This is a genomic window from Oceanobacter sp. 3_MG-2023 (genome assembly GCF_030688925.1).
Taxonomy (GTDB): domain Bacteria; phylum Pseudomonadota; class Gammaproteobacteria; order Pseudomonadales; family Oceanobacteraceae; genus Oceanobacter.
In genome coordinates this window covers 123,696-142,232 of the sequence record NZ_JAUYVX010000005.1, presented here as the reverse complement: position 1 = coordinate 142,232, position 18,537 = coordinate 123,696, and the positions used below count along the sequence as shown (strand labels likewise).

At 52.5% G+C, this 18,537-nt stretch carries 20 protein-coding genes; 8 read left to right on the top strand and 12 right to left on the bottom strand.

What is annotated here, in order from left to right; genetic code table 11:
- Positions 1–8 precede the first annotated feature (8 nt).
- Genes murA through hisD form a run of 3 tightly spaced genes read left to right on the top strand, consistent with a single transcriptional unit; the run spans position 9 to position 3,273 of the window.
- A complete protein-coding gene (gene murA / locus Q8W32_RS06435) occupies positions 9–1,274 on the top strand; it encodes a UDP-N-acetylglucosamine 1-carboxyvinyltransferase (protein WP_303432677.1) in 1,266 nt (421 codons plus the stop codon).
- A gap of 29 nt (positions 1,275–1,303) precedes the next feature.
- The gene (gene hisG / locus Q8W32_RS06430; protein ID WP_303432675.1) at positions 1,304–1,954 is read left to right on the top strand and encodes an ATP phosphoribosyltransferase; all 651 of its coding nucleotides are present in this window, start codon (positions 1,304–1,306) and stop codon (positions 1,952–1,954) included.
- Positions 1,955–1,968: 14 nt separating this feature from the next.
- On the top strand, positions 1,969–3,273 hold the full coding sequence (hisD, locus tag Q8W32_RS06425) for a histidinol dehydrogenase (RefSeq protein WP_303432674.1): 1,305 nt from the start codon (positions 1,969–1,971) through the stop codon (positions 3,271–3,273).
- 21 nt (positions 3,274–3,294) lie between these two features.
- Here hisD and Q8W32_RS06420 read toward each other — a convergent pair whose 3' ends face one another.
- On the bottom strand, positions 3,295–4,473 hold the full coding sequence (locus tag Q8W32_RS06420) for a trypsin-like peptidase domain-containing protein (protein WP_305414197.1): 1,179 nt from the start codon (positions 4,471–4,473) through the stop codon (positions 3,295–3,297).
- A gap of 100 nt (positions 4,474–4,573) precedes the next feature.
- On the opposite strand from Q8W32_RS06420, the gene Q8W32_RS06415 reads away from it, so the two are divergent.
- The 4 genes from Q8W32_RS06415 (at position 4,574) to Q8W32_RS06400 (ending at position 9,060) form a co-directional block, all read left to right on the top strand.
- A complete protein-coding gene (locus Q8W32_RS06415; protein WP_305414196.1) occupies positions 4,574–5,344 on the top strand; it encodes a Nif3-like dinuclear metal center hexameric protein in 771 nt (256 codons plus the stop codon).
- 478 nt (positions 5,345–5,822) lie between these two features.
- A complete protein-coding gene (locus tag Q8W32_RS06410; protein WP_305414195.1) occupies positions 5,823–6,725 on the top strand; it encodes an MbnP family copper-binding protein in 903 nt (300 codons plus the stop codon).
- A complete protein-coding gene (locus Q8W32_RS06405; protein ID WP_303432667.1) occupies positions 6,726–7,877 on the top strand; it encodes a methanobactin export MATE transporter MbnM in 1,152 nt (383 codons plus the stop codon).
- Positions 7,849–9,060: a hypothetical protein gene (locus tag Q8W32_RS06400; protein WP_305414194.1), complete on the top strand. Its 1,212-nt coding sequence runs from the start codon at positions 7,849–7,851 to the stop codon at positions 9,058–9,060. Before Q8W32_RS06405 ends, Q8W32_RS06400 begins: the two co-directional genes overlap by 29 nt.
- 214 nt (positions 9,061–9,274) lie before the next feature.
- Here Q8W32_RS06400 and rfbD read toward each other — a convergent pair whose 3' ends face one another.
- Genes rfbD through rfbA form a run of 3 tightly spaced genes read right to left on the bottom strand, consistent with a single transcriptional unit; the run spans position 9,275 to position 11,615 of the window.
- Positions 9,275–10,168, bottom strand: a complete 894-nt coding sequence (gene rfbD / locus Q8W32_RS06395; protein WP_305414193.1) for a dTDP-4-dehydrorhamnose reductase — start codon at positions 10,166–10,168, stop codon at positions 9,275–9,277.
- Positions 10,168–10,731, bottom strand: coding sequence for a dTDP-4-dehydrorhamnose 3,5-epimerase (gene rfbC / locus Q8W32_RS06390; protein WP_303432663.1), 564 nt, complete (start codon positions 10,729–10,731; stop codon positions 10,168–10,170). Before rfbC ends, rfbD begins: the two co-directional genes overlap by 1 nt.
- A complete protein-coding gene (gene rfbA / locus Q8W32_RS06385; protein WP_303432662.1) occupies positions 10,731–11,615 on the bottom strand; it encodes a glucose-1-phosphate thymidylyltransferase RfbA in 885 nt (294 codons plus the stop codon). The genes rfbC and rfbA overlap by 1 nt, the downstream gene beginning before the upstream one ends.
- Before the next feature lie 187 nt (positions 11,616–11,802).
- On the opposite strand from rfbA, the gene rfbB reads away from it, so the two are divergent.
- Complete coding sequence (rfbB, locus tag Q8W32_RS06380; protein WP_303432660.1) at positions 11,803–12,861, top strand: dTDP-glucose 4,6-dehydratase; 1,059 nt, start codon at positions 11,803–11,805, stop codon at positions 12,859–12,861.
- 272 nt (positions 12,862–13,133) lie between these two features.
- On the opposite strand, the gene ybaK is transcribed toward rfbB, so the two are convergent.
- The 8 genes from ybaK to Q8W32_RS06340 form a co-directional block, all read right to left on the bottom strand.
- Complete coding sequence (ybaK, locus tag Q8W32_RS06375; protein ID WP_303432659.1) at positions 13,134–13,607, bottom strand: Cys-tRNA(Pro) deacylase; 474 nt, start codon at positions 13,605–13,607, stop codon at positions 13,134–13,136.
- Positions 13,608–13,610: 3 nt separating this feature from the next.
- Positions 13,611–13,946 (bottom strand): DUF1653 domain-containing protein, encoded by a 336-nt coding sequence (locus Q8W32_RS06370; protein WP_305414191.1) that lies wholly within the window; start codon positions 13,944–13,946, stop codon positions 13,611–13,613.
- A gap of 11 nt (positions 13,947–13,957) precedes the next feature.
- Positions 13,958–14,656 (bottom strand): SIMPL domain-containing protein, encoded by a 699-nt coding sequence (locus Q8W32_RS06365; protein ID WP_305414190.1) that lies wholly within the window; start codon positions 14,654–14,656, stop codon positions 13,958–13,960.
- A gap of 62 nt (positions 14,657–14,718) precedes the next feature.
- Positions 14,719–15,696 (bottom strand): thiamine-phosphate kinase, encoded by a 978-nt coding sequence (thiL, locus tag Q8W32_RS06360; RefSeq protein ID WP_305414189.1) that lies wholly within the window; start codon positions 15,694–15,696, stop codon positions 14,719–14,721.
- A complete protein-coding gene (nusB, locus tag Q8W32_RS06355) occupies positions 15,693–16,184 on the bottom strand; it encodes a transcription antitermination factor NusB (protein ID WP_303432654.1) in 492 nt (163 codons plus the stop codon). The genes thiL and nusB overlap by 4 nt, the downstream gene beginning before the upstream one ends.
- Positions 16,185–16,189: 5 nt before the next feature.
- The gene (gene ribE, locus Q8W32_RS06350) at positions 16,190–16,666 is read right to left on the bottom strand and encodes a 6,7-dimethyl-8-ribityllumazine synthase (RefSeq protein WP_303432652.1); all 477 of its coding nucleotides are present in this window, start codon (positions 16,664–16,666) and stop codon (positions 16,190–16,192) included.
- Between the two features lie 28 nt (positions 16,667–16,694).
- Complete coding sequence (gene ribB, locus Q8W32_RS06345) at positions 16,695–17,810, bottom strand: 3,4-dihydroxy-2-butanone-4-phosphate synthase (RefSeq protein WP_303432650.1); 1,116 nt, start codon at positions 17,808–17,810, stop codon at positions 16,695–16,697.
- Positions 17,811–17,880: 70 nt separating this feature from the next.
- The gene (locus Q8W32_RS06340; RefSeq protein ID WP_305414188.1) at positions 17,881–18,534 is read right to left on the bottom strand and encodes a riboflavin synthase; all 654 of its coding nucleotides are present in this window, start codon (positions 18,532–18,534) and stop codon (positions 17,881–17,883) included.
- Positions 18,535–18,537: the final 3 nt, after the last annotated feature.

Genomic DNA, 18,537 nt, shown 5'->3' with positions numbered 1-18,537 from the left:
GAAAATACATGGAAAAATTGCAAATTGTTGGCGGTAATCGGCTGTCTGGCGATGTCCGGATTTCCGGAGCCAAGAACTCCGCACTGCCGATTCTGGCGGCTACCCTGTTAGCCGAAGGCGTCATGCGGGTTGGCAACCTGCCTCATCTGCACGACATCACGACCATGCTGGAGCTATTGGGCTGCATGGGCGTTGAGGTCGCAATCAACGAAGACATGTCGGTAGAAACCAACTGTCGCAATATCAAAAGCTGCGTCGCTCCCTACGACCTGGTGCGTACCATGCGAGCATCGATTCTGGTACTTGGGCCATTGCTGGCCCGTTATGGGGAAGCCGAGGTGTCATTACCCGGAGGCTGTGCGATTGGCAGCCGCCCGGTCGACCTGCATTTGCGCGGTATGGAAGCAATGGGCGCCCACGTGGACGTGATGGATGGTTACATCAAGGCCCACGTGCCCGGTGGCCGCTTGCACGGAGCGAATATTTTTCTGGATATGCCGACCGTTACCGGCACAGAAAACATCCTGATGGCGGCAGTGTTGGCGGACGGGCGCTCCGTCATTACAAACGCGGCCCGGGAACCGGAAGTGGTGGATCTGGCCAACTGCCTGATTGCCATGGGGGCCAGGATTCAGGGAGCAGGCAGTGAGACATTGATCGTCGATGGTGTAGAAACCTTGCATGGCTGCAGCTTCGATGTCTTGCCAGACCGTATCGAAACCGGCACCTATCTGGTCGCGGCAGCGGTTACCGGTGGTTGTGTCAGAACCCACCATACCGATCCGTTATTACTGGATGCGGTGCTGCTGAAACTGCAGGAAGCCGGTGCCGAGATCACTACGGGTGAGGACTGGATCCAACTGGATATGACTGGCCGTCGCCCCAAGGCGGTGAATATCCGTACCGCACCACACCCGGCTTTCCCCACCGATATGCAAGCCCAGTTTGTGGTTTTGAATGCCGTGGCCGAAGGGGTCGGCACTGTTGTTGAAACTGTCTTTGAAAACCGCTTTATGCATGCCCAGGAGCTGGTGCGCATGGGGGCGGACATTCATGTCGAAGGCAATACCGCAACGATTACCGGTCGTGAAACCCTGAGTGGTGCTCCGGTGATGGCCACCGACTTGCGGGCGTCGGCCTCGCTGGTACTGGCGGCACTGGTCGCTCACGGCACCACCGACGTCAACAGCATCTACCACATCGACCGTGGTTACGAATGCATCGAAGAAAAATTTCAGCAGCTGGGTGCCCATATCCGTCGAATTTCCGGCTGACAGGCACATCACACTAGATTGAGGACATCATGACCCAACCGCTTACCATTGCACTCTCCAAGGGACGCATTCTGGATGACACTCTGCCATTGCTGGCCGAGGCAGGTATTCATCCGGCGGAAGATATTCAAAAAAGCCGCAAGCTGATCTTTGATACCAATCATCCGCATATCAAGCTGGTGGTTATTCGTGCGACGGACGTGCCGACTTATGTGGAATACGGTGCCGCGGATCTGGGTGTCTCCGGCAAGGATGTGCTGATGGAATACAACAGCGACAATCTGTGTGAGCCGCTGGATTTGAATATTGCGACTTGTCGCTTGATGACCGCCGCCATCAAGGGAACCGAGCTACCCGAAGGGCGACTCAAGGTAGCGACCAAATTTGTTAATGTCACCAAGCGTTATTTTGCTGAGCAAGGGCGCCAGGTCGATATTATCAAGCTGTATGGTGGTATGGAGCTGGCTCCGATTATGGGGCTGGCCGATCTGATTGTGGATATTGTTGATACGGGTAACACCCTCAAGGCCAATGGTCTGGAAGCACGTGATCTGATTGCACCGGTCAGTTCACGACTGGTTGCCAGCCGTGCGGCGATGAAAGTAAAACATGCCCAGATTCAACCCATTATCGATTTGATTGGCGCAGCGGTTGAGCGTCAACAGCAGCAAGCCAAATAACCGGGGAGAACCGCATGACCTTATCTATTCGTCGATTCAGCTCTGCGCAGGACGATTTTGCCAGCCAGATGGATGCGCTGTTGTCGTGGGAATCGGTATCCGATACCGGCGTCCAGCAGGCTGTTACCGACATCGTTAACGATGTGCGTCGTCGTGGTGATGCCGCCGTCATTGAATACACCAACAAGTTTGATCGCATGGACGTTACCGCCATGGCCGATCTGGAATTGAGCCAGGAGCAGTTGCAAACCGCTCTGGACGGCCTGCCCGACGACCAGCGCAGCGCCTTGTTGGCCGCCGCGGAACGTGTCCGGGCTTACCACGAACACCAGAAGCAGGATTCCTGGCGTTACAGCGAAACCGACGGCACGGTACTGGGTCAGAAAATCACTCCGATGGATCGTGTTGGTATCTACGTTCCCGGCGGCAAGGCGGCCTATCCGTCCTCGGTGTTGATGAATGCGATTCCGGCCCACGTGGCGGAAGTGCAGGAAATCATCATGGTGGTACCAACTCCCGACGGTGAACTGAACCAGCTGGTGCTGGCGGCGGCGGCGGCGGCGGGTGTGTCCCGTGTCTTTACCATTGGTGGCGCCCAGGCTGTCGCTGCGTTGGCCTATGGCACCGAGACCGTCCCTGGCGTGGACAAGATTGTTGGGCCGGGCAATATTTATGTCGCCACCGCCAAACGTATGGTGTTTGGTCAGGTCGGTATCGACATGATTGCCGGGCCGTCAGAAATCCTGGTGGTCTGTGATGGTGGAACCAATCCGGACTGGATTGCCATGGATCTGTTCTCGCAGGCAGAGCACGACGAAGATGCCCAATCGATTCTGGTATCTACCGATAGCGATTTCCTTGATCAGGTGACTGCCAGCATCAACACGTTGCTGCCGACCATGGAGCGGGCCGATATTATCCGTACCTCTCTGACCAACCGTGGCGCACTGATTCATGCCAGCTCCGAAGACGATGCCGTGGCCATTATCAACCGCATTGCACCAGAGCATCTGGAATTGTCGGTGGCTGACCCGGAAGCCTGGCTGCCGTCAGTTCGGCATGCGGGGGCTATCTTTATGGGTCGTTACACCGCAGAAGCGCTGGGGGATTATTGCGCAGGGCCAAACCACGTCTTGCCGACTTCGGGCACGGCGCGCTTTTCATCCCCACTGGGTGTGTACGACTTCCAGAAGCGCTCTTCGCTGATCATGTGCTCAGCTGACGGCGCTTCAGAATTGGGTCAAGTGGCTTCTACCCTGGCGCGTGGGGAGTTTCTTACTGCCCATGCCCGCTCAGCGGAATACCGCATCAAGGATTGATGCCGTTGCAGTGGTCGGTACTCAGTCAGCAGCCGGTATGGCGTCGCTGTTCTGGGTACCACGCTGACCGGCAATCGCTTCGGTTTGAGCCAGTTTGCCATCACGAATAAAGTCCAGCAGGATTTTGTCCCCGGGGTGCAGAATGGCAATCTGGTTCATCGCCTTGCGGGCGTCCTTGGTATCCATCTGGTTGATCTTGACGATGATATCGCCGACCGTCAGCCCGGAAAGATCCGCCGGGCCATCCTGATAGATCCCCGTCACTATCAAGCCTTCCAACGCCTCCGGTAATGCCAGGGCATCCAGCAGCTTCGGTGTTGCTTCCTGGACTTCGATACCGAGCCAGCCCCGAATCGCGATACCGTGCTGCGAGATATCCGTCAGTGCTCGCTGAGCAACGGCAACAGGGATTGCAAAACCAATGCCTTCGCTGCCACCGCTTTGGGAATAAATCGCGGTATTGATACCGACCAGCTCACCTTTGGCATTGATCAGTGCACCACCGGAGTTACCCGGGTTGATGGCGGCATCGGTTTGGATATAGTTTTCGTAGGTATTCAGCCCCAGCTGGTTACGACCGGTTGCCGAGACAATGCCCAGTGTCACGGTCTGGCCGACACCAAACGGATTACCAATGGCGAGCACCACATCGCCGACCCGCAGGTGTTCATCATGAGCGACCGGGATAATCGGTAAATCTGGCATGTCGATTTTCAGAATCGCCAGATCGGCTTCTGGATCAGAGCCGATCAGGGTGGCACTGGCTTCGCGGCCATCGTGCAGGGCGACCACAATCTGGTCGGCGTCCTTGATAACATGATTATTGGTGAGAATATGACCCTCGGTGGTCATGATCACGCCAGAACCCAGGCTGGACTGCAAGCGTTCGTCAGGTTCCGGCGTCGTATTAAAAAAACGCTGGAACAGCGGATCATCAAACAAAGGGTGCTGTTTGCGTTTGACTACCTTGCTGGTGTAAATGTTGACGACAGCGGGGGCTGCTCGCTCCACGGCATCGGCATAACTGGTGGCCATGCCGGTGGATGATTGGGCACTGTGTTGAATGGCGGCGGCTGGTTGTCCTGACTCACGCGCTGTACTGGTTACCCATTGTGGGGCCCAAAGCAGAATCATCAGGGCAACACACAGGCCGACCAGTGATGGCACCAGCATGGTGTGGACAAAAGAATATCGAGGCATGTAAGCAAGTCTCCACGGGGTTGCGAGCAAGCCGCAGGTTCAAACAATCAGCGCTATTATTGCTGGCTAACAAATTTAACAGAAATAAGTGAGGTGCATCATGTTCGATGGCGTAATTGAACGCCAGCAACTGCTGACGTATCTGAACCAATTGTTGCAAAACCGCCACATTCGGGATTATTGCCCAAATGGTCTGCAAGTCGAAGGCCGGGATCGTATCCGACATATCGTTACCGGCGTAACGGCCAATCAGGCATTGATCGATGAGGCCATTGCACTCGGTGCAGATACCTTGCTGGTGCATCATGGTTACTTCTGGAAAGGCGAAAATGCCTGCATAACCGGTATCAAACGCGAACGACTGAAAGCCTTGCTGGCCCATGATATCAACCTGCTGGCTTATCACTTGCCGCTGGATATTCACCCGGAACTGGGTAATAACACTCAGCTGGCCGATATACTGGAACTGACCATTACTGGCCCTATTGATCCGCTGGATACCGCCACGCCGGGTCTGATCGGTCATCTACCCAAGCCGATGGCTGCCAGTGAATTTTCCCAGTGGATTGGCGAATGTCTGGATCGGACACCGTTACATATTGGCGAAGATGAAGACATCATCGAAACCGTTGCCTGGTGTACCGGTGGTGCCGAGGGGTATTTGCAGCTGGCCATCGATGCCGGTGTTGACGCTTATATTACCGGTGAAATCAACGAACCGGCGGTGCATCTGGCACGGGAAACCGGTACCCATTTCTACAGTGCCGGTCATCATGCCACCGAGCGTTATGGTGTGCTGGCGCTGGGGCAGCAGCTGGAAGCCGAGTTGGGTATCAAGGTCACATTTATCGATATTGATAATCCAGTGTGAGCCCGGAGGCTGGATAACAGCATCAATTTGCCATTGCCGATCGAAGATACATACGGCTTGATTTTATCTCGACAGAATTCTTGCTGCTTGTATCTTGTACGATGCCAGGTGTCGGATATATTGATCGATTTATAAATAAAAAATATTGAATCTGGAATACGAGCAAAAGCCACCAAAACAGTTTATATCAAAGCAGAGGCGCACGATATTGATCAGCCCGCTGACGACTCTGTAAATAAGGGTAGAAGGAGATATAGGTATCATCAAGTCATGATGTTTCAATATCGCCGGAGATTGTGAATATAACCCATGGCTTTATGCGAGTGAAAAGCGCTGTATTCCATTTTGGCTCACAAGTTCCCTTGCTGTGACACAGTGTCGCACGGTATGGATTTGCTTGGATGCTCCCGGCATTATCGCTTGCCAGCTGGAGCATACCAGCACCAAATTATAAATCTTATCCGGTAAGGACACATTTATGCGCATTATCTCCACAACTCCTGGCACCAGACTTCTAACCACTCTAAGCGTTATGGCTACCAGCGTACTACTGGCCAGTTGCGGTAGCGACAGCAGCAGTGATAGCGACTCGGACGCCAGTGCCGAGACCGTCAGCTACAGCTTGCAGTTTTCGGCGTCAGTCGGTGCTGAAGAGATGGCGTGTGGGGAGCATACAACTCTGGTTGGTACCGCAGATGATGGTAATGGCAGCCTGCCTTCAATCAAGGATTTCCGTTTGTATGTCTCGGATGTTCAAGTCGCGACTGACGATGGTGAGTTTGTCAGCCTGACGCTGGATAGCAGTGACTGGCAGTATGAAAACGTAGCTCTGCTGGACTTTGAAGATGGTAGTGATACCTGTACTTCATCCACCACTGCCATGAACAGTGTGATCACAGGGACAGCTCCTGAAGCCGACTATAGCCGGGTGCGCTTTACCGTGGGTGTACCAGAAGATTTGAACCACCTGGATAGTGACACAGCGGTTTCACCACTGAATATCAGCGGCCTGCACTGGAGTTGGGCTGGCGGCTACAAACATGCCCGCCTGGATGTGGTTGACTGGAATATTCACCTGGGTACCACAGGGTGCACACTGGATGAAAATAACGACAATCTGGATTGTACCGACTCACGTCCCAACCGCCCGACCTACACCTTTTCGAATGTGACGCTGGCAAGCAGCACCATCAACTTTGATTATGCTGCGCTGGTTGCTGACTCGGATATCACAACCGATGAAGGTGGTGCAACGGGCTGTATGTCGAGCGCTACCGACCCTGAGTGTGCCGAGATCTTCACCAATCTGGGGCTGGATGTCACCACGGGCCAATGCCTGGATGATGACTGTGATTCACAAACCTGGGTTACGGTTGAATAAATGGCACTGAGTCATTGGTATGCCGGGGTGCTGGGAGCCTGTGGGCTACTTCTGGTGGGTTGCCAGTCATCCGATTTTGATCTGCAGCTGGAGCAGGAAGCCGAAGGGGTTACCCTGCTGCAGCTCAGCAGTGAGGGTGGCTTTGTGCTGCCCGCGATTCCGGATGACAACCCACTGACGGATGCCAAGATCACCCTTGGACGTTATTTGTTTTACGATACCCGACTGTCGGGCAACCAGACCCAGAGTTGTGAAAGCTGTCACTTTCAGGAACTGGCCTTTACGGATGGCAAGGTCGTACCGACCGGATCGACCGGTGATGATCTGGTGCGTAATTCCCAGACCTTGACGAACGTGGCGTACAACGGCACCTACACCTGGTGGAACTCGATTTTTACCAGTATCGAGCTGCAACTGGCTATTCCTCTGACGGGTGATACACCGGAAGAGTTGGGGATTAACGACGCCAACCTGACGGAAGTGCTGGATCGCTTCCGTAATGATGAAGACTACCAGACCCTGTTTGCCGATGCCTTTCCATCGGAAAGCGACCCCTTTACCCTGACCAATATAACCTACGCATTGGCTTCTTTTACCCGGACGATGGTGTCTGACCGCTCACCTTACGACAATAATGAGCTGTCCGATTCGGCTCGTCGGGGAGAGACCCTGTTCTTCTCGGAAGAGCTGGAATGTTTCCACTGCCATAATGGTTTCAATTTCTCCAGTTCAACCATTACCACCAATACCCGCTTTCCGGAACGACCATTTTTTAATACCGGTTTGTACAATATCGATAATCAGGGCAGTTACCCTGAGGACAATACCGGCAAATATCAGGTTACCGGGGACTGGAATGATATGGGTGCTTTCCGGCCACCGACGCTACGCAATATCGAGCTGACAGCGCCTTATATGCACGACGGTTCCATGGAAACACTGGAAGAAGTTCTGGAATTTTATGCTGATGGTGGACGTAATATCACCTCTGGTGAGTACAGCGGAGATGGACGTGATAACCCGTATAAAAGCAGTTTTGTCAGCGGATTTGACCTGTCGGACGATGACAAAACAGATCTGATCAATTTTCTTCACAGCCTGACTGACCAGGAATTTATTAGCGATGAGCGTTTTTCCAACCCGTTTGAATAATATCTGCTGCGTTATGGCAGTTACCGGCCTGGTGGTTCTCCCGGCAGTCGCCGACAGCGGTCATCAGCACGGACATGCTGCTGCCAGCGAGAGCGGGGATAATGCTACGCCGTGGCAGCTGGATGTGATGATGGGCTATCAGAATATGTCTTCTCCAGTCATTGCCGGTTTTTTGCCCTATGACACACATTATCTCAGTGCTGGGGTCAGCTTGCAGCATGTGGATATTGGTCGGTCTTTCCAATTGCCGGATCAGCATCTGTATGGGCGAGCAGTGTTGTCATATCACAGCAGCAGTACCGAGGTGCATGAAGCCTGGCTTGGTCATCAAGCTGGTAACTGGGAGATGCGGGCAGGGCAGCAGCTGGTGGATATCGGTTGGTTGAACCGACAGCACAGTCATGCTCGTCGTTTTACGGAATTACCTCTGGTGTATCAGGCATTGTGGGGTGGTGAGTGGTCAGAAGGCGAAGCCCGGTTGGCTTATCAGGGGCAGTGGTCGGAGCATTGGCAGTGGCGAACTACCGCCAGTGTGTTGGGTACTAGCCAGATGGCTACCACCGATGATGGTGGTGCTGCCATGATCACCGCTCAAGTCGGTACGCGTTACGGCCAATGGCAACACCTGTTCAAGCTGGATGTCTATGGTGCTGAGGTTGGTCAGCGAGGCATGCAGCTATTTGCCACCAGTTCGGAAAGCCATACCCATGGCTCAACGGCGACCGAATACTTTGATGGTCAAGTGAGTCATATTGCTCTTGGCTGGAGCAGTGAATGGAAAAACACCCTGGGTGTGTGGCAGTTGCAGGGCGAGTATCAGCAGCGACAGGAAGAAGGTGATCTCAGTAGTGCTGACGGACAAACCACGGATGCCAGTGCGGCGCTGGATTTACGCAGTTGGGGGGCCTATCTGGATTTGTCATGGCAACAACGCACATTGGAAGCGGGCCTGCGTTGGCAGATGATAGGCAGTGATGTTGCGCTGAGCGAATTATCCAGTGATGACCTTGAAGACTCGATTCTGAATCACGAAGACCGTAGCCCAAGTTACCTGAATATGCTGGTGGCCTGGCATCTGCCCTTGCCTGGCAGCAAGCTGCGTTTGCAATATAACGTGCCGCTGGCGGATGCTTTGGCATTACCAAGAACGCAGCTGCAATGGGTACACAGCGTCGCTTTCTAGATGAGCGTGCTGTCACTCCGGCCTTGGGTCAGCTGTGCTGGCTGTTGATGCTTCCTGAGCGAGACCGAACGGATCATAAAAGGCTTTATGATCCGATCCGCAAAGAGGCTAAAGACTCCTGAGCTTTGGTCTGCATACGGCGAGTTTCAAACGTAGGGTACGCTGATGCCGAAAAAGTAATTGGGTCTAACGGTACTGCTTGAGTAACAAGATGTTATCTCACCCCTTCCGCTTTAATACTTTCAAGCACTGCTTGTAACCCAGCTTTCCAGTTTGACGGCTCGACGCCTGCTGCCACCACTTTAGAGCAATCAAGTACCGAAAATACGGGTCTGGTCGCCGGAGTCGGGTATTCGGAAGAGGGAATCGCTCCCAAGGTAGGGCATCGCTCAATCAAGCCGACAGCCAAAGCCTGTTGATGAATTTCTCTGGCAAATGCCCACCATGACACTGCGATATCACCGGCAAAATGATAAAGGCCTTTCACTTCAACCTTCCCTTTTTTCTCACGTTGTTGCATCAGTGAGTAAATTGCCCGGGCTATATCACCGGCATAGGTAGGGCAACCTATTTGATCTGCCACCACCGACAATTGGTCTCGTTGCTGGGCTAACTTGACCATGGTTTTGACAAAGTTATTTCTGTACTCACTGAATACCCAAGCTGTTCTGAGAATGATCGCTTCCGGACAAATCTTGAACACCGCCTGCTCACCAGCTAGCTTGGATGCGCCATAGACAGACTGAGGGTCGACTGCGTCAGTCTCTTTCCATGCAATGCGTCCTTCGCCAGAAAACACATAATCGGTGGACACATGTATAAAATGAGCAGTATTGCCGGCACACCAGGAAGCCAATAAAGCAGGGCCGGTTTCATTAACCTTGTAGGCTGAATCATGTTCTGATTCTGCTTTATCAACTGCGGTATAGGCCGCGGCATTAACAACAACATCGGGCTTTATAGCACTTAGTACGTTATTGACAGCTGCCTCATCGGATATATCCAGTTCTGACGATGACAAGGCATGAAACTCTTCACCATGGCTTGTCAATAAGCGGGACATACTCTGCCCCAATTGACCATTGGCTCCAGTAATCAACCAGCGCATCAAACACTCCTTGTTGCTGCTAGCTGAGCCAGCGTAGGGGCAACTGCATCTTTACCAGACAGCTGGACTTCTACATCACCCAGCTCGCTCAAAGGCCATTCAATAGCGACCTCCGGGTCGTTCCATATAAGACTGCCTTCATCGGCAGGATCATAGTAGTCGGTGCATTTGTATTCAAAGTCTGCAGCGTCTGAAAGCACCAGAAAGCCATGAGCCAATCCAGGTGGAACCCAGAATTGGCGCTTGTTTTCCTCGCTCAAAATAACGCCTTCCCACTGCCCAAACGTGGGAGAACCTGGGCGTATATCAACGGCTACATCGAAGACTGATCCGCGAATAACCCGTACGAGCTTGCCTTGAGGCTTTGACTTCTGAAAATGAAGCCCTCGTAATACCCCTTTTCGGGACCGGGAATGATTGTCCTGTACAAAGGTTGCATTGATACCTGCCATATCACGGTAACGATTGTCCTGAAATGTCTCCAGGAAAAAGCCTCTCTCATCCCCAAAAACTTTAGGCTCAATCACAACAACACCGTCAATCGAGGTTTGAATCACATTCATCAGGCTTGTGCCTCCTTCAGAATTTTGAATAGGTATTGACCATAACCTGTTTTTTTCAAAGCAGTAGCTTCGGCTTCCAGTTGTTCTGCGGTGATCCAGCCATGATCAAATGCAATTTCTTCCAGGCATGCTATTTTGAAGCCTTGGCGCTGTTCAATGGTATTCACAAACATACCAGCTTCAATCAAGGAGTCATGAGTACCAGTATCCAGCCAGGCAAAGCCTCGGCCCAATACTTCAACATTCAGCTTGCCGGCTTCCAGATACATGTTATTGATATCTGTGATCTCAAGCTCACCACGAGGAGAAGGTTTCACGGCTTTGGCGACATCGACGATATTGTTATCGTAGAAATACAAACCGGTAACGGCATAGCTGGACTTTGGCTTGATTGGTTTTTCTTCAATGGAAAGTGCCTTGCCATTACTATCAAACTCGACCACCCCAAAGCGCTCAGGATCACTTACGTGGTAGCCAAAAACAGTGGCTCCATCTTTACGCTTGGCGGCATTGATAAGATTATCACTAAAGTGCTGACCATAAAAAATGTTGTCGCCCAACACCAATGCAGCCGGTGCTCCAGCCAGAAATTCTTCCCCGATCAGGAATGCCTGGGCCAATCCATCAGGGGATGGCTGCACCGCGTAGCTAAAACGCACTCCGTATGCTTCACCAGACCCTAGCATGCGCTGGAAAGATGGCATATCTTCTGGGGTGGAAATAATAAGAATCTCTCTGATACCTGCCAACATAAGTACAGAGATGGGGTAAAAAATCATTGGTTTGTCATAGATTGGTAACAATTGTTTGGAGACACCTCGTGTGATGGGGTGCAATCGTGTCCCGGAACCTCCAGCCAAGATAATGCCTTTATATGAACTCATTTTCTCTCCAAATGTATTTTATGAGCATGTATGCTACATTTATTGGCAGACCAATCAAGATGAAATTGACTAGCCGATGCAGTATCTTTAACTTGTATGATTGTTTTCGGATAATGGAAAGCAGAGAAGATCAAAAAAGACAACGCCTTAAAACAGCAAAATATATACCTAACTTGAGTCAAGCACAATGAAATTTCTAGTCACTGGCGGAGCCGGTTTTATCGGAAGTGCCGTCGTCCGACACCTGATCAATGCAACAGACCACACTGTCATTAATCTGGACTGCCTCACTTATGCTGGCAATCTGAATTCACTGGATTCAATATCTCAGAATGAACGTTACACATTCACAAAAGTAGACTTGAGAAATGCCGACGCGGTAAAAGACACACTCGAAAAATACCAGCCAGACATCATCATGCACCTGGCTGCTGAAAGTCATGTCGATCGTTCAATCGACAGCCCCGATGACTTTATTCAAACCAATGTTATTGGAACATTCAACTTACTTGAAGCCGCTCGAAAGCTTTATTCAACACTCCCAGAGGAACGGCAGCAACAGTTCCGGTTCCATCACATATCCACTGATGAAGTATATGGTGACCTGGAAGGTACGGATGACCTGTTTACCGAAAATACACCATACTCTCCCAGCTCTCCATACTCAGCCAGTAAGGCATCATCTGATCATTTGGTGAGAGCGTGGGGCCGTACCTATAACTTGCCAGTAGTTGTCACCAATTGCTCTAATAATTATGGACCTTTTCATTTTCCTGAAAAATTAATTCCACATGTAATTTTAAATGCATTGCAAGGGAAATCATTGCCTGTATATGGAACAGGGGCTCAAATTAGAGATTGGCTTTATGTGGAAGATCATGCGAGAGCTCTAATAACCGTTGCGACCCAGGGGGAAATTAATGAAACCTATAATATTGGTGGTCATAACGAAAAATCCAATCTGACTGTAGTGGAAACAATCTGCAGTTTGCTGGAAGAGCTGGCACCTGAAAAACCAGCAGAAGTGCAATATTACCGAGACCTGATTACTTTTGTAAAAGACCGGCCTGGACATGATCAGCGTTATGCGATTGATGCCACTAAAATACAAAAAGAGCTTGGTTGGGAACCGATGGAAACCTTCGAAAGCGGAATCCGAAAAACGGTTCAGTGGTACCTGGAAAATGAAGACTGGTGGTCGTCTGTATTAAATGGAGATTACAGATTGGAACGACTCGGAAATTAGTGAAATCTTGTTGCTTGCTGGAATAGCTTTCATCTATTGATTGGACTGATATATATGTACCGACGCTGGACAGCGAGGCGTGCAGCTATTTATTACCAGTTCGGAAAGCCATATCCATGGCTCATGAGTACTATGATGATCAAGTGAGCCATATTGCCCTTGGCCGGAGCGTAAATGGAACAACGCCTGACGGTGATGAGTGTACTGTCACGCCGGCCTTGGGTCAGCTGTGCTGGTTGTGTGTGGATAATGACAATGACAATACGACCGCGTCAGTGACTAATCGCGGCGAACGTTCCTTGAGTTAATGCCAGTAAATCAGCCGGAGCCAACTCAATCTCCAGCCCACGCCGACCGGCACTGACGTTGATTGTTGTTTGCGGCTCGGCGGAGCTGTCGAGTACGGTAGGCAGTTTCTTTTTCTGTCCTAACGGGCTGATTCCTCCAACGACATAGCCGGTTGTTTTTTCTGCGATAGCCGGATCGGCCATCTCGGCTTTTTTGGCCCCCAGTGCTTTTGCGATGGCTTTCAGATTCAGCTTTTTGTTCACCGGCAGAATGGCAACCGCCAGGGTACTTTTGTGACCACCAAGGCTGACCAGCAAGGTTTTGAAAACCTGTGACGGGGCGAGGCCGAGAGCTGCAGCGGCTTCTTCACCCCAGGATGCTGCTTTGGGGTCGTGTTGATATTCATGCAAGCTAAAACGGACAGCGGCTTTTTTGGCCGCATTAACAGCGGGGGTCATACGTCAATCATCCTCTGTTTGAGCCATTGATGGTGTCGAGGTATTGGTTGTTGTGGAGTCTGCTTGTTTCATTGGCCCCTGATAGTCAAATCGAGCCAGTATTTCCCCTGCGACCTCGACGGTTTCCATAAACATTTCGTACGGCCGTACCCAGTGACTGAAGTCACCGTAAAGCGTGCGGTAATGCACCAGCCATTCGTTGGTTTCGCTATGGCGAACCAGCCCAAATACCTCGTAATCCTGACCCTTGTAATGACGATAGCGCCCAGGACGTAATGGTTCCGGGGCTGGCGGGATTGGCTTGTGGGACGTTGTGTTCGCGGTTGACGTTTGGCTCATGTCTACCTTCCTTATTCAAGTTCAAACCGGACATCAACACTGGCGCTGATGGTTTGTTTCTGTACCAGCATAGGAGCGCTTTGTTTGCTGCTGACAGACATTTCGCGCATGGCATAAACGGGCTGATTGATACGTGAGCCGCTTTCGCTGATAGCCAGTACATCCCCCAGCTCACTATTCAGCGTAGTGGCCATCAAGTGAGCTTTGTCTTTGGCTTTTAACAAGGCGTTTTGTAATGCCTGGTTTTCCAGAGCATCACGATTGTCAAAACGGAACTGGCTCTGGCTGATTTGCACCAGCGGGTTCTGCATCAATTGGTGGACCAGGTCACCGTAGTTGCCCAGATCGCGCAGGGTAATTTCTATCCGGCGGGTGACCTGCTCGCCGGTATAGGTACGGCTTTTATCAATCCACTGGTATTGGGGGTAGTTCGAGATTTGTTCCGCACGGACATGCTCTTCGGCGATATCCAGTTTGCGAGTTACCGCCATCAATTGATGAAAGCTGTCATCGACCTGCCGTTTCGCGGCGGCCAGAGTGGGCTGGATATCACTGATTGAGAGATTGAGCAGCAAATAATCCGGATTTGCCTGAATATCAGCACTGGCAGACACCTGGACGTAGGCAGGTTCACCGGCCAGGACGGGTTGGGATAACACAGCTGCCAGCGGCAAGCATAACATCAGGGCGGTGCGGGTAAGGCGTATCATAAGAGTTCCTTTTCGTTTGATGTTCGTCTGGAGATTTACTGTGTCTCTGACTCCGTAATGAGCTAGAAGTGCTGATAGCCGGACGTTGTCAATTGCACTGGTTGGTCCTGTAGTAACACGGTAACTGTCGGCTGCTGATCATTGATCTTCGACTGGCACTGGCCGATACGGGTCAAGGGCACGTCCAGCTGTTGTGCCAGTGTCGCAATACGTGTCTGTTGATCCACCGGTGCCGTGAACAACAATTCGTAGTCATCACCACCGCTCAGGCAGTCGGGCCAGCCAGGATGACCGAGTGCAACAGCTGTTGGAATGTGTTCGCCGGTCAATGCCAGGTTAACGGCTGAGGCGGTAGCAATATGGTGGGCATCTTGTAACAGCCCATCAGAAATATCCAGTGCTGCTGTCGCGATGCCTAATAGCGACTGGCCCAGAGTTAACCGTGGCGCTGGGTAATAATAGGCGGCGGCCAAGCCGGTGTGGATGGCCGGATTGGCGAGTACCATGGGTAATGCCAATGCCGCTTGCCCAAGACAACCACTGACCCAGACATCGTCCCCTGGCTGGGCCCCACCACGAGTCAGCCCGCGGGGATATGAGAGTGTCGGTACCCAGCCTTGAACCAGCAGGCTGATCACCAGCGCTGGCCCGCGTGTGGTATCACCACCGAGCAGGGTGATACCGCATGCAGTGGCCGCATCCCGTAAACCACGGGCAAAATCATCAAGCCAGTCCGGTTGGTTGTCGGGCAGGGTAAGACCGAGTAAAAAACCTTGCGGGGAGGCCCCCATCGCCGCCAGATCACTGACAGCACAGCGCAAGGCGCGCTGGGCAATCAAATGAGCAGGGGCATTGGCGGGGAAGTGAACATCGGCAACCTGGGTATCCAGGCTTTGCGCCAGATGCTGATCGGCTGGCGGAGCAATGACGCTGGCATCGTCACCTATACCAAGCAGAGTGGCCGCATCTGTCGGATACCCCTGAGTAAAACAGCGCTGTATCAGTTCAAATTCAGAACTGCCGGGCTGTTGTCTGCTCACTGCTCCTGGTTGTCTCGCCGTTGGGCGCCACCACGGGCACCTCGGATTTCAACGCCCCGTTCGCGCTGGGCCAGCTTGTCGAGGACGCCATTGATGTACTTGTGGCCATCGGTAGCGCCAAAGACTTTGGCCAGCTCGACCGATTCATTGATAACGACCTTGTAGGGCACATCCGGACGGCGGCACATTTCGAAAGCCCCAAGGCGCAGAATGGCCAGCTCAACTGGCGTCATCTCATCAAGGCGGCGATCCATCAGCGGCGCAATTTTCTCATCCAGGGCTGAGCGCTCACGCGGGACGCCGTGGAGTATGTCGTGGAAATACTCCAGGTCGACCTTGCTCATATCGTTATCGGCACGAAATTCCGACTCGATCTGGGTCAGATTGGCCCCGGCGATTTGCCATTGGTACAGCGCCTGCAAAGCAAAAGCACGTGCTTTGCGGCGGGCAGCGGGACTGGGTTTATGGTTGCCAGAAGCACGTGACATGCGGATCAGGCCTCCAGGGCGGACAGCAGGGAAACCATTTCAAAGGCAGACATCGCAGCTTCTTCCCCTTTGTTACCTGCCTTGGTGCCTGAGCGTTCAATTGCTTGCTCAATACTATCGACGGTCAGGACACCGAAGGACACCGGTACACTGTATTCCAGTGAGACGCTGGACAGCCCTTTGGTGCATTCACCCGCGACGTATTCAAAGTGTGGGGTGCCACCACGAATCACGGCACCGAGTGCGATAATGGCATCGTAGCGTTCGGATGATGCGATGCGTTGCACAACCAGAGGAATCTCGAACGCACCGGGCGCACGAATAATGGTAATGTTTTCTTCATCAACGCCGTGACGCAACAGGCTGTCGACTGCGCCTTCGAGCAGGCTTTCAACAACAAATGCATTCCAGCGGCCAACCACAATGGCGTATTTGCCGTCATTCGGGGTGAGGTTGCCTTCAATAGTTCTGATCTGTTTCATGTGTATTTCCAGTTCGTAATCGGTGGTGTCAGGCGTCAAACGGCAAGTATTCAGTGATTTCGAGATCAAAACCCGAGATGCCGCTGTATTTCATTTCCGAGCTGAGCAGACGCATTTTTTGTACGCCTAGCTCACGCAAGATTTGGGAGCCGGTGCCGATGGTGAGAAAGGCACCAGAGCTATCGGTGTTGGGGCTGGGAATCGGCCGTGCGCGACCAAAAAAGTCGTCGAGGCTGTCTTCGATGGCATCGTGCTGACCGGCGGATAACAGCACGAGTACACCTTCGCCCTCTGCGGCAATGCGCTGTAGCGCATGGGATGATGACCAGCTGGCACCGGACTTGGGTTTTATGCCAAGGACATCGCGCAGGTAATTATTGGTCTGTACCCGGACAACACAAGGGCTATCCGGCTGAATGTCGCCCAGCGTCAAGGCCAGGTGGGTCTCGTTCTGGATGGTATCGCGGAACGTGTGCAGCATAAAATCGCCATATTCGGTGGCAATCTTGTCCTTGCTGATCAGCTCAACGGTTTTTTCATTGGCCATGCGGTAATGGATCAGGTCGGCAATGGTACCGATCTTGAGGCCGTGCTTGGCGGCAAACACTTCCAGTTGTGGACGTCGGGCCATGGTGCCATCAGGGTTCAGAACCTCAACAATGGCGGCTGCCGGGGTCAGACCTGCCATACGGGCGAGGTCGCTCCCTGCTTCGGTATGACCGGCACGACTCAAAACACCGCCGGGGCGGGCGCGTAACGGAAAGATGTGACCTGGCTGGACAATGTCTTCTGGTTTACCCATCGGGTTGACTGCCGCCAGGATAGTAGCGGCACGGTCGGCGGCAGAAATACCGGTGGTGACACCTTCTGCGGCTTCAATTGAGACGGTAAACGGGGTGTAAAACCTGGCGCCGTTGGCGGTTACCATGGCGGGTAAACCGAGGTAATCACAACGTTCTGCTGACAAGGGGAGACAGATCAGGCCACGGGCTTCGGTGGCCATGAAATTGATGATTTCTGGCGTTACTTTTTCTGCGGCAACAATAATATCGCCTTCGTTTTCACGGTCTTCGTCATCCATCAGAATGACCATTTTACCGTCACGGATGTCGGCCAGAATTTCTTCGATGGTGTTCAGTGCCATAATAAGCCTGTTCAGAATAATCTGTGAGTATGTGTTGTATTACTGATTGTCTGGCGCTCGATGAATCGGTTTATTTCCAGAATCCATGCTGTGCCAGAAAAGCCGCATCCATCGGCGTTTTTTCTGTATTGTCTGGCGCTTTGACCAGTTGTTCCAGATAACGGGCAATCATATCAACTTCCAGGTGAACCTGCTGACCTGGCTGGCTGGAAATCAATGTTGTCTCTGCGGCGGTATGGGGCACAATATTCAGAGTAAACCCGGCATCACTGAGTGTATTCACTGTCAGGCTGACACCATCGACAGTGATAGAGCCTTTGGCGGCAATATAACGAGCCAGTTCCGCAGGGGCTTCGACGGTCAAGCGAATCGAGCGGGCATCGGCCTGACGCTGACTGATACGGCCAACGCCATCCACATGCCCGCTGACCATATGGCCACCAAGGCGAGTGGTGGGCAGCAGGGCCTTTTCCAGATTGACTTGGGTGCCTGCTTGCCAGCTGCCGATACGGGTATGGGCCAGGGATTCTCGTGACACATCGGCAACAAAGCCGTCGCCGGGGAGTGCCACGACGGTCAGACACACACCATTGGTGGCGATGCTGTCACCGAGTTTGACATCGGCCAGGTCCAGCGCCCCGGTGCGGATTGTCAGGCGCAAGTCACCGGATACGCTGGTAACACTTGCGACGGTGCCGATTGCTTCGATAATTCCTGTAAACATGGC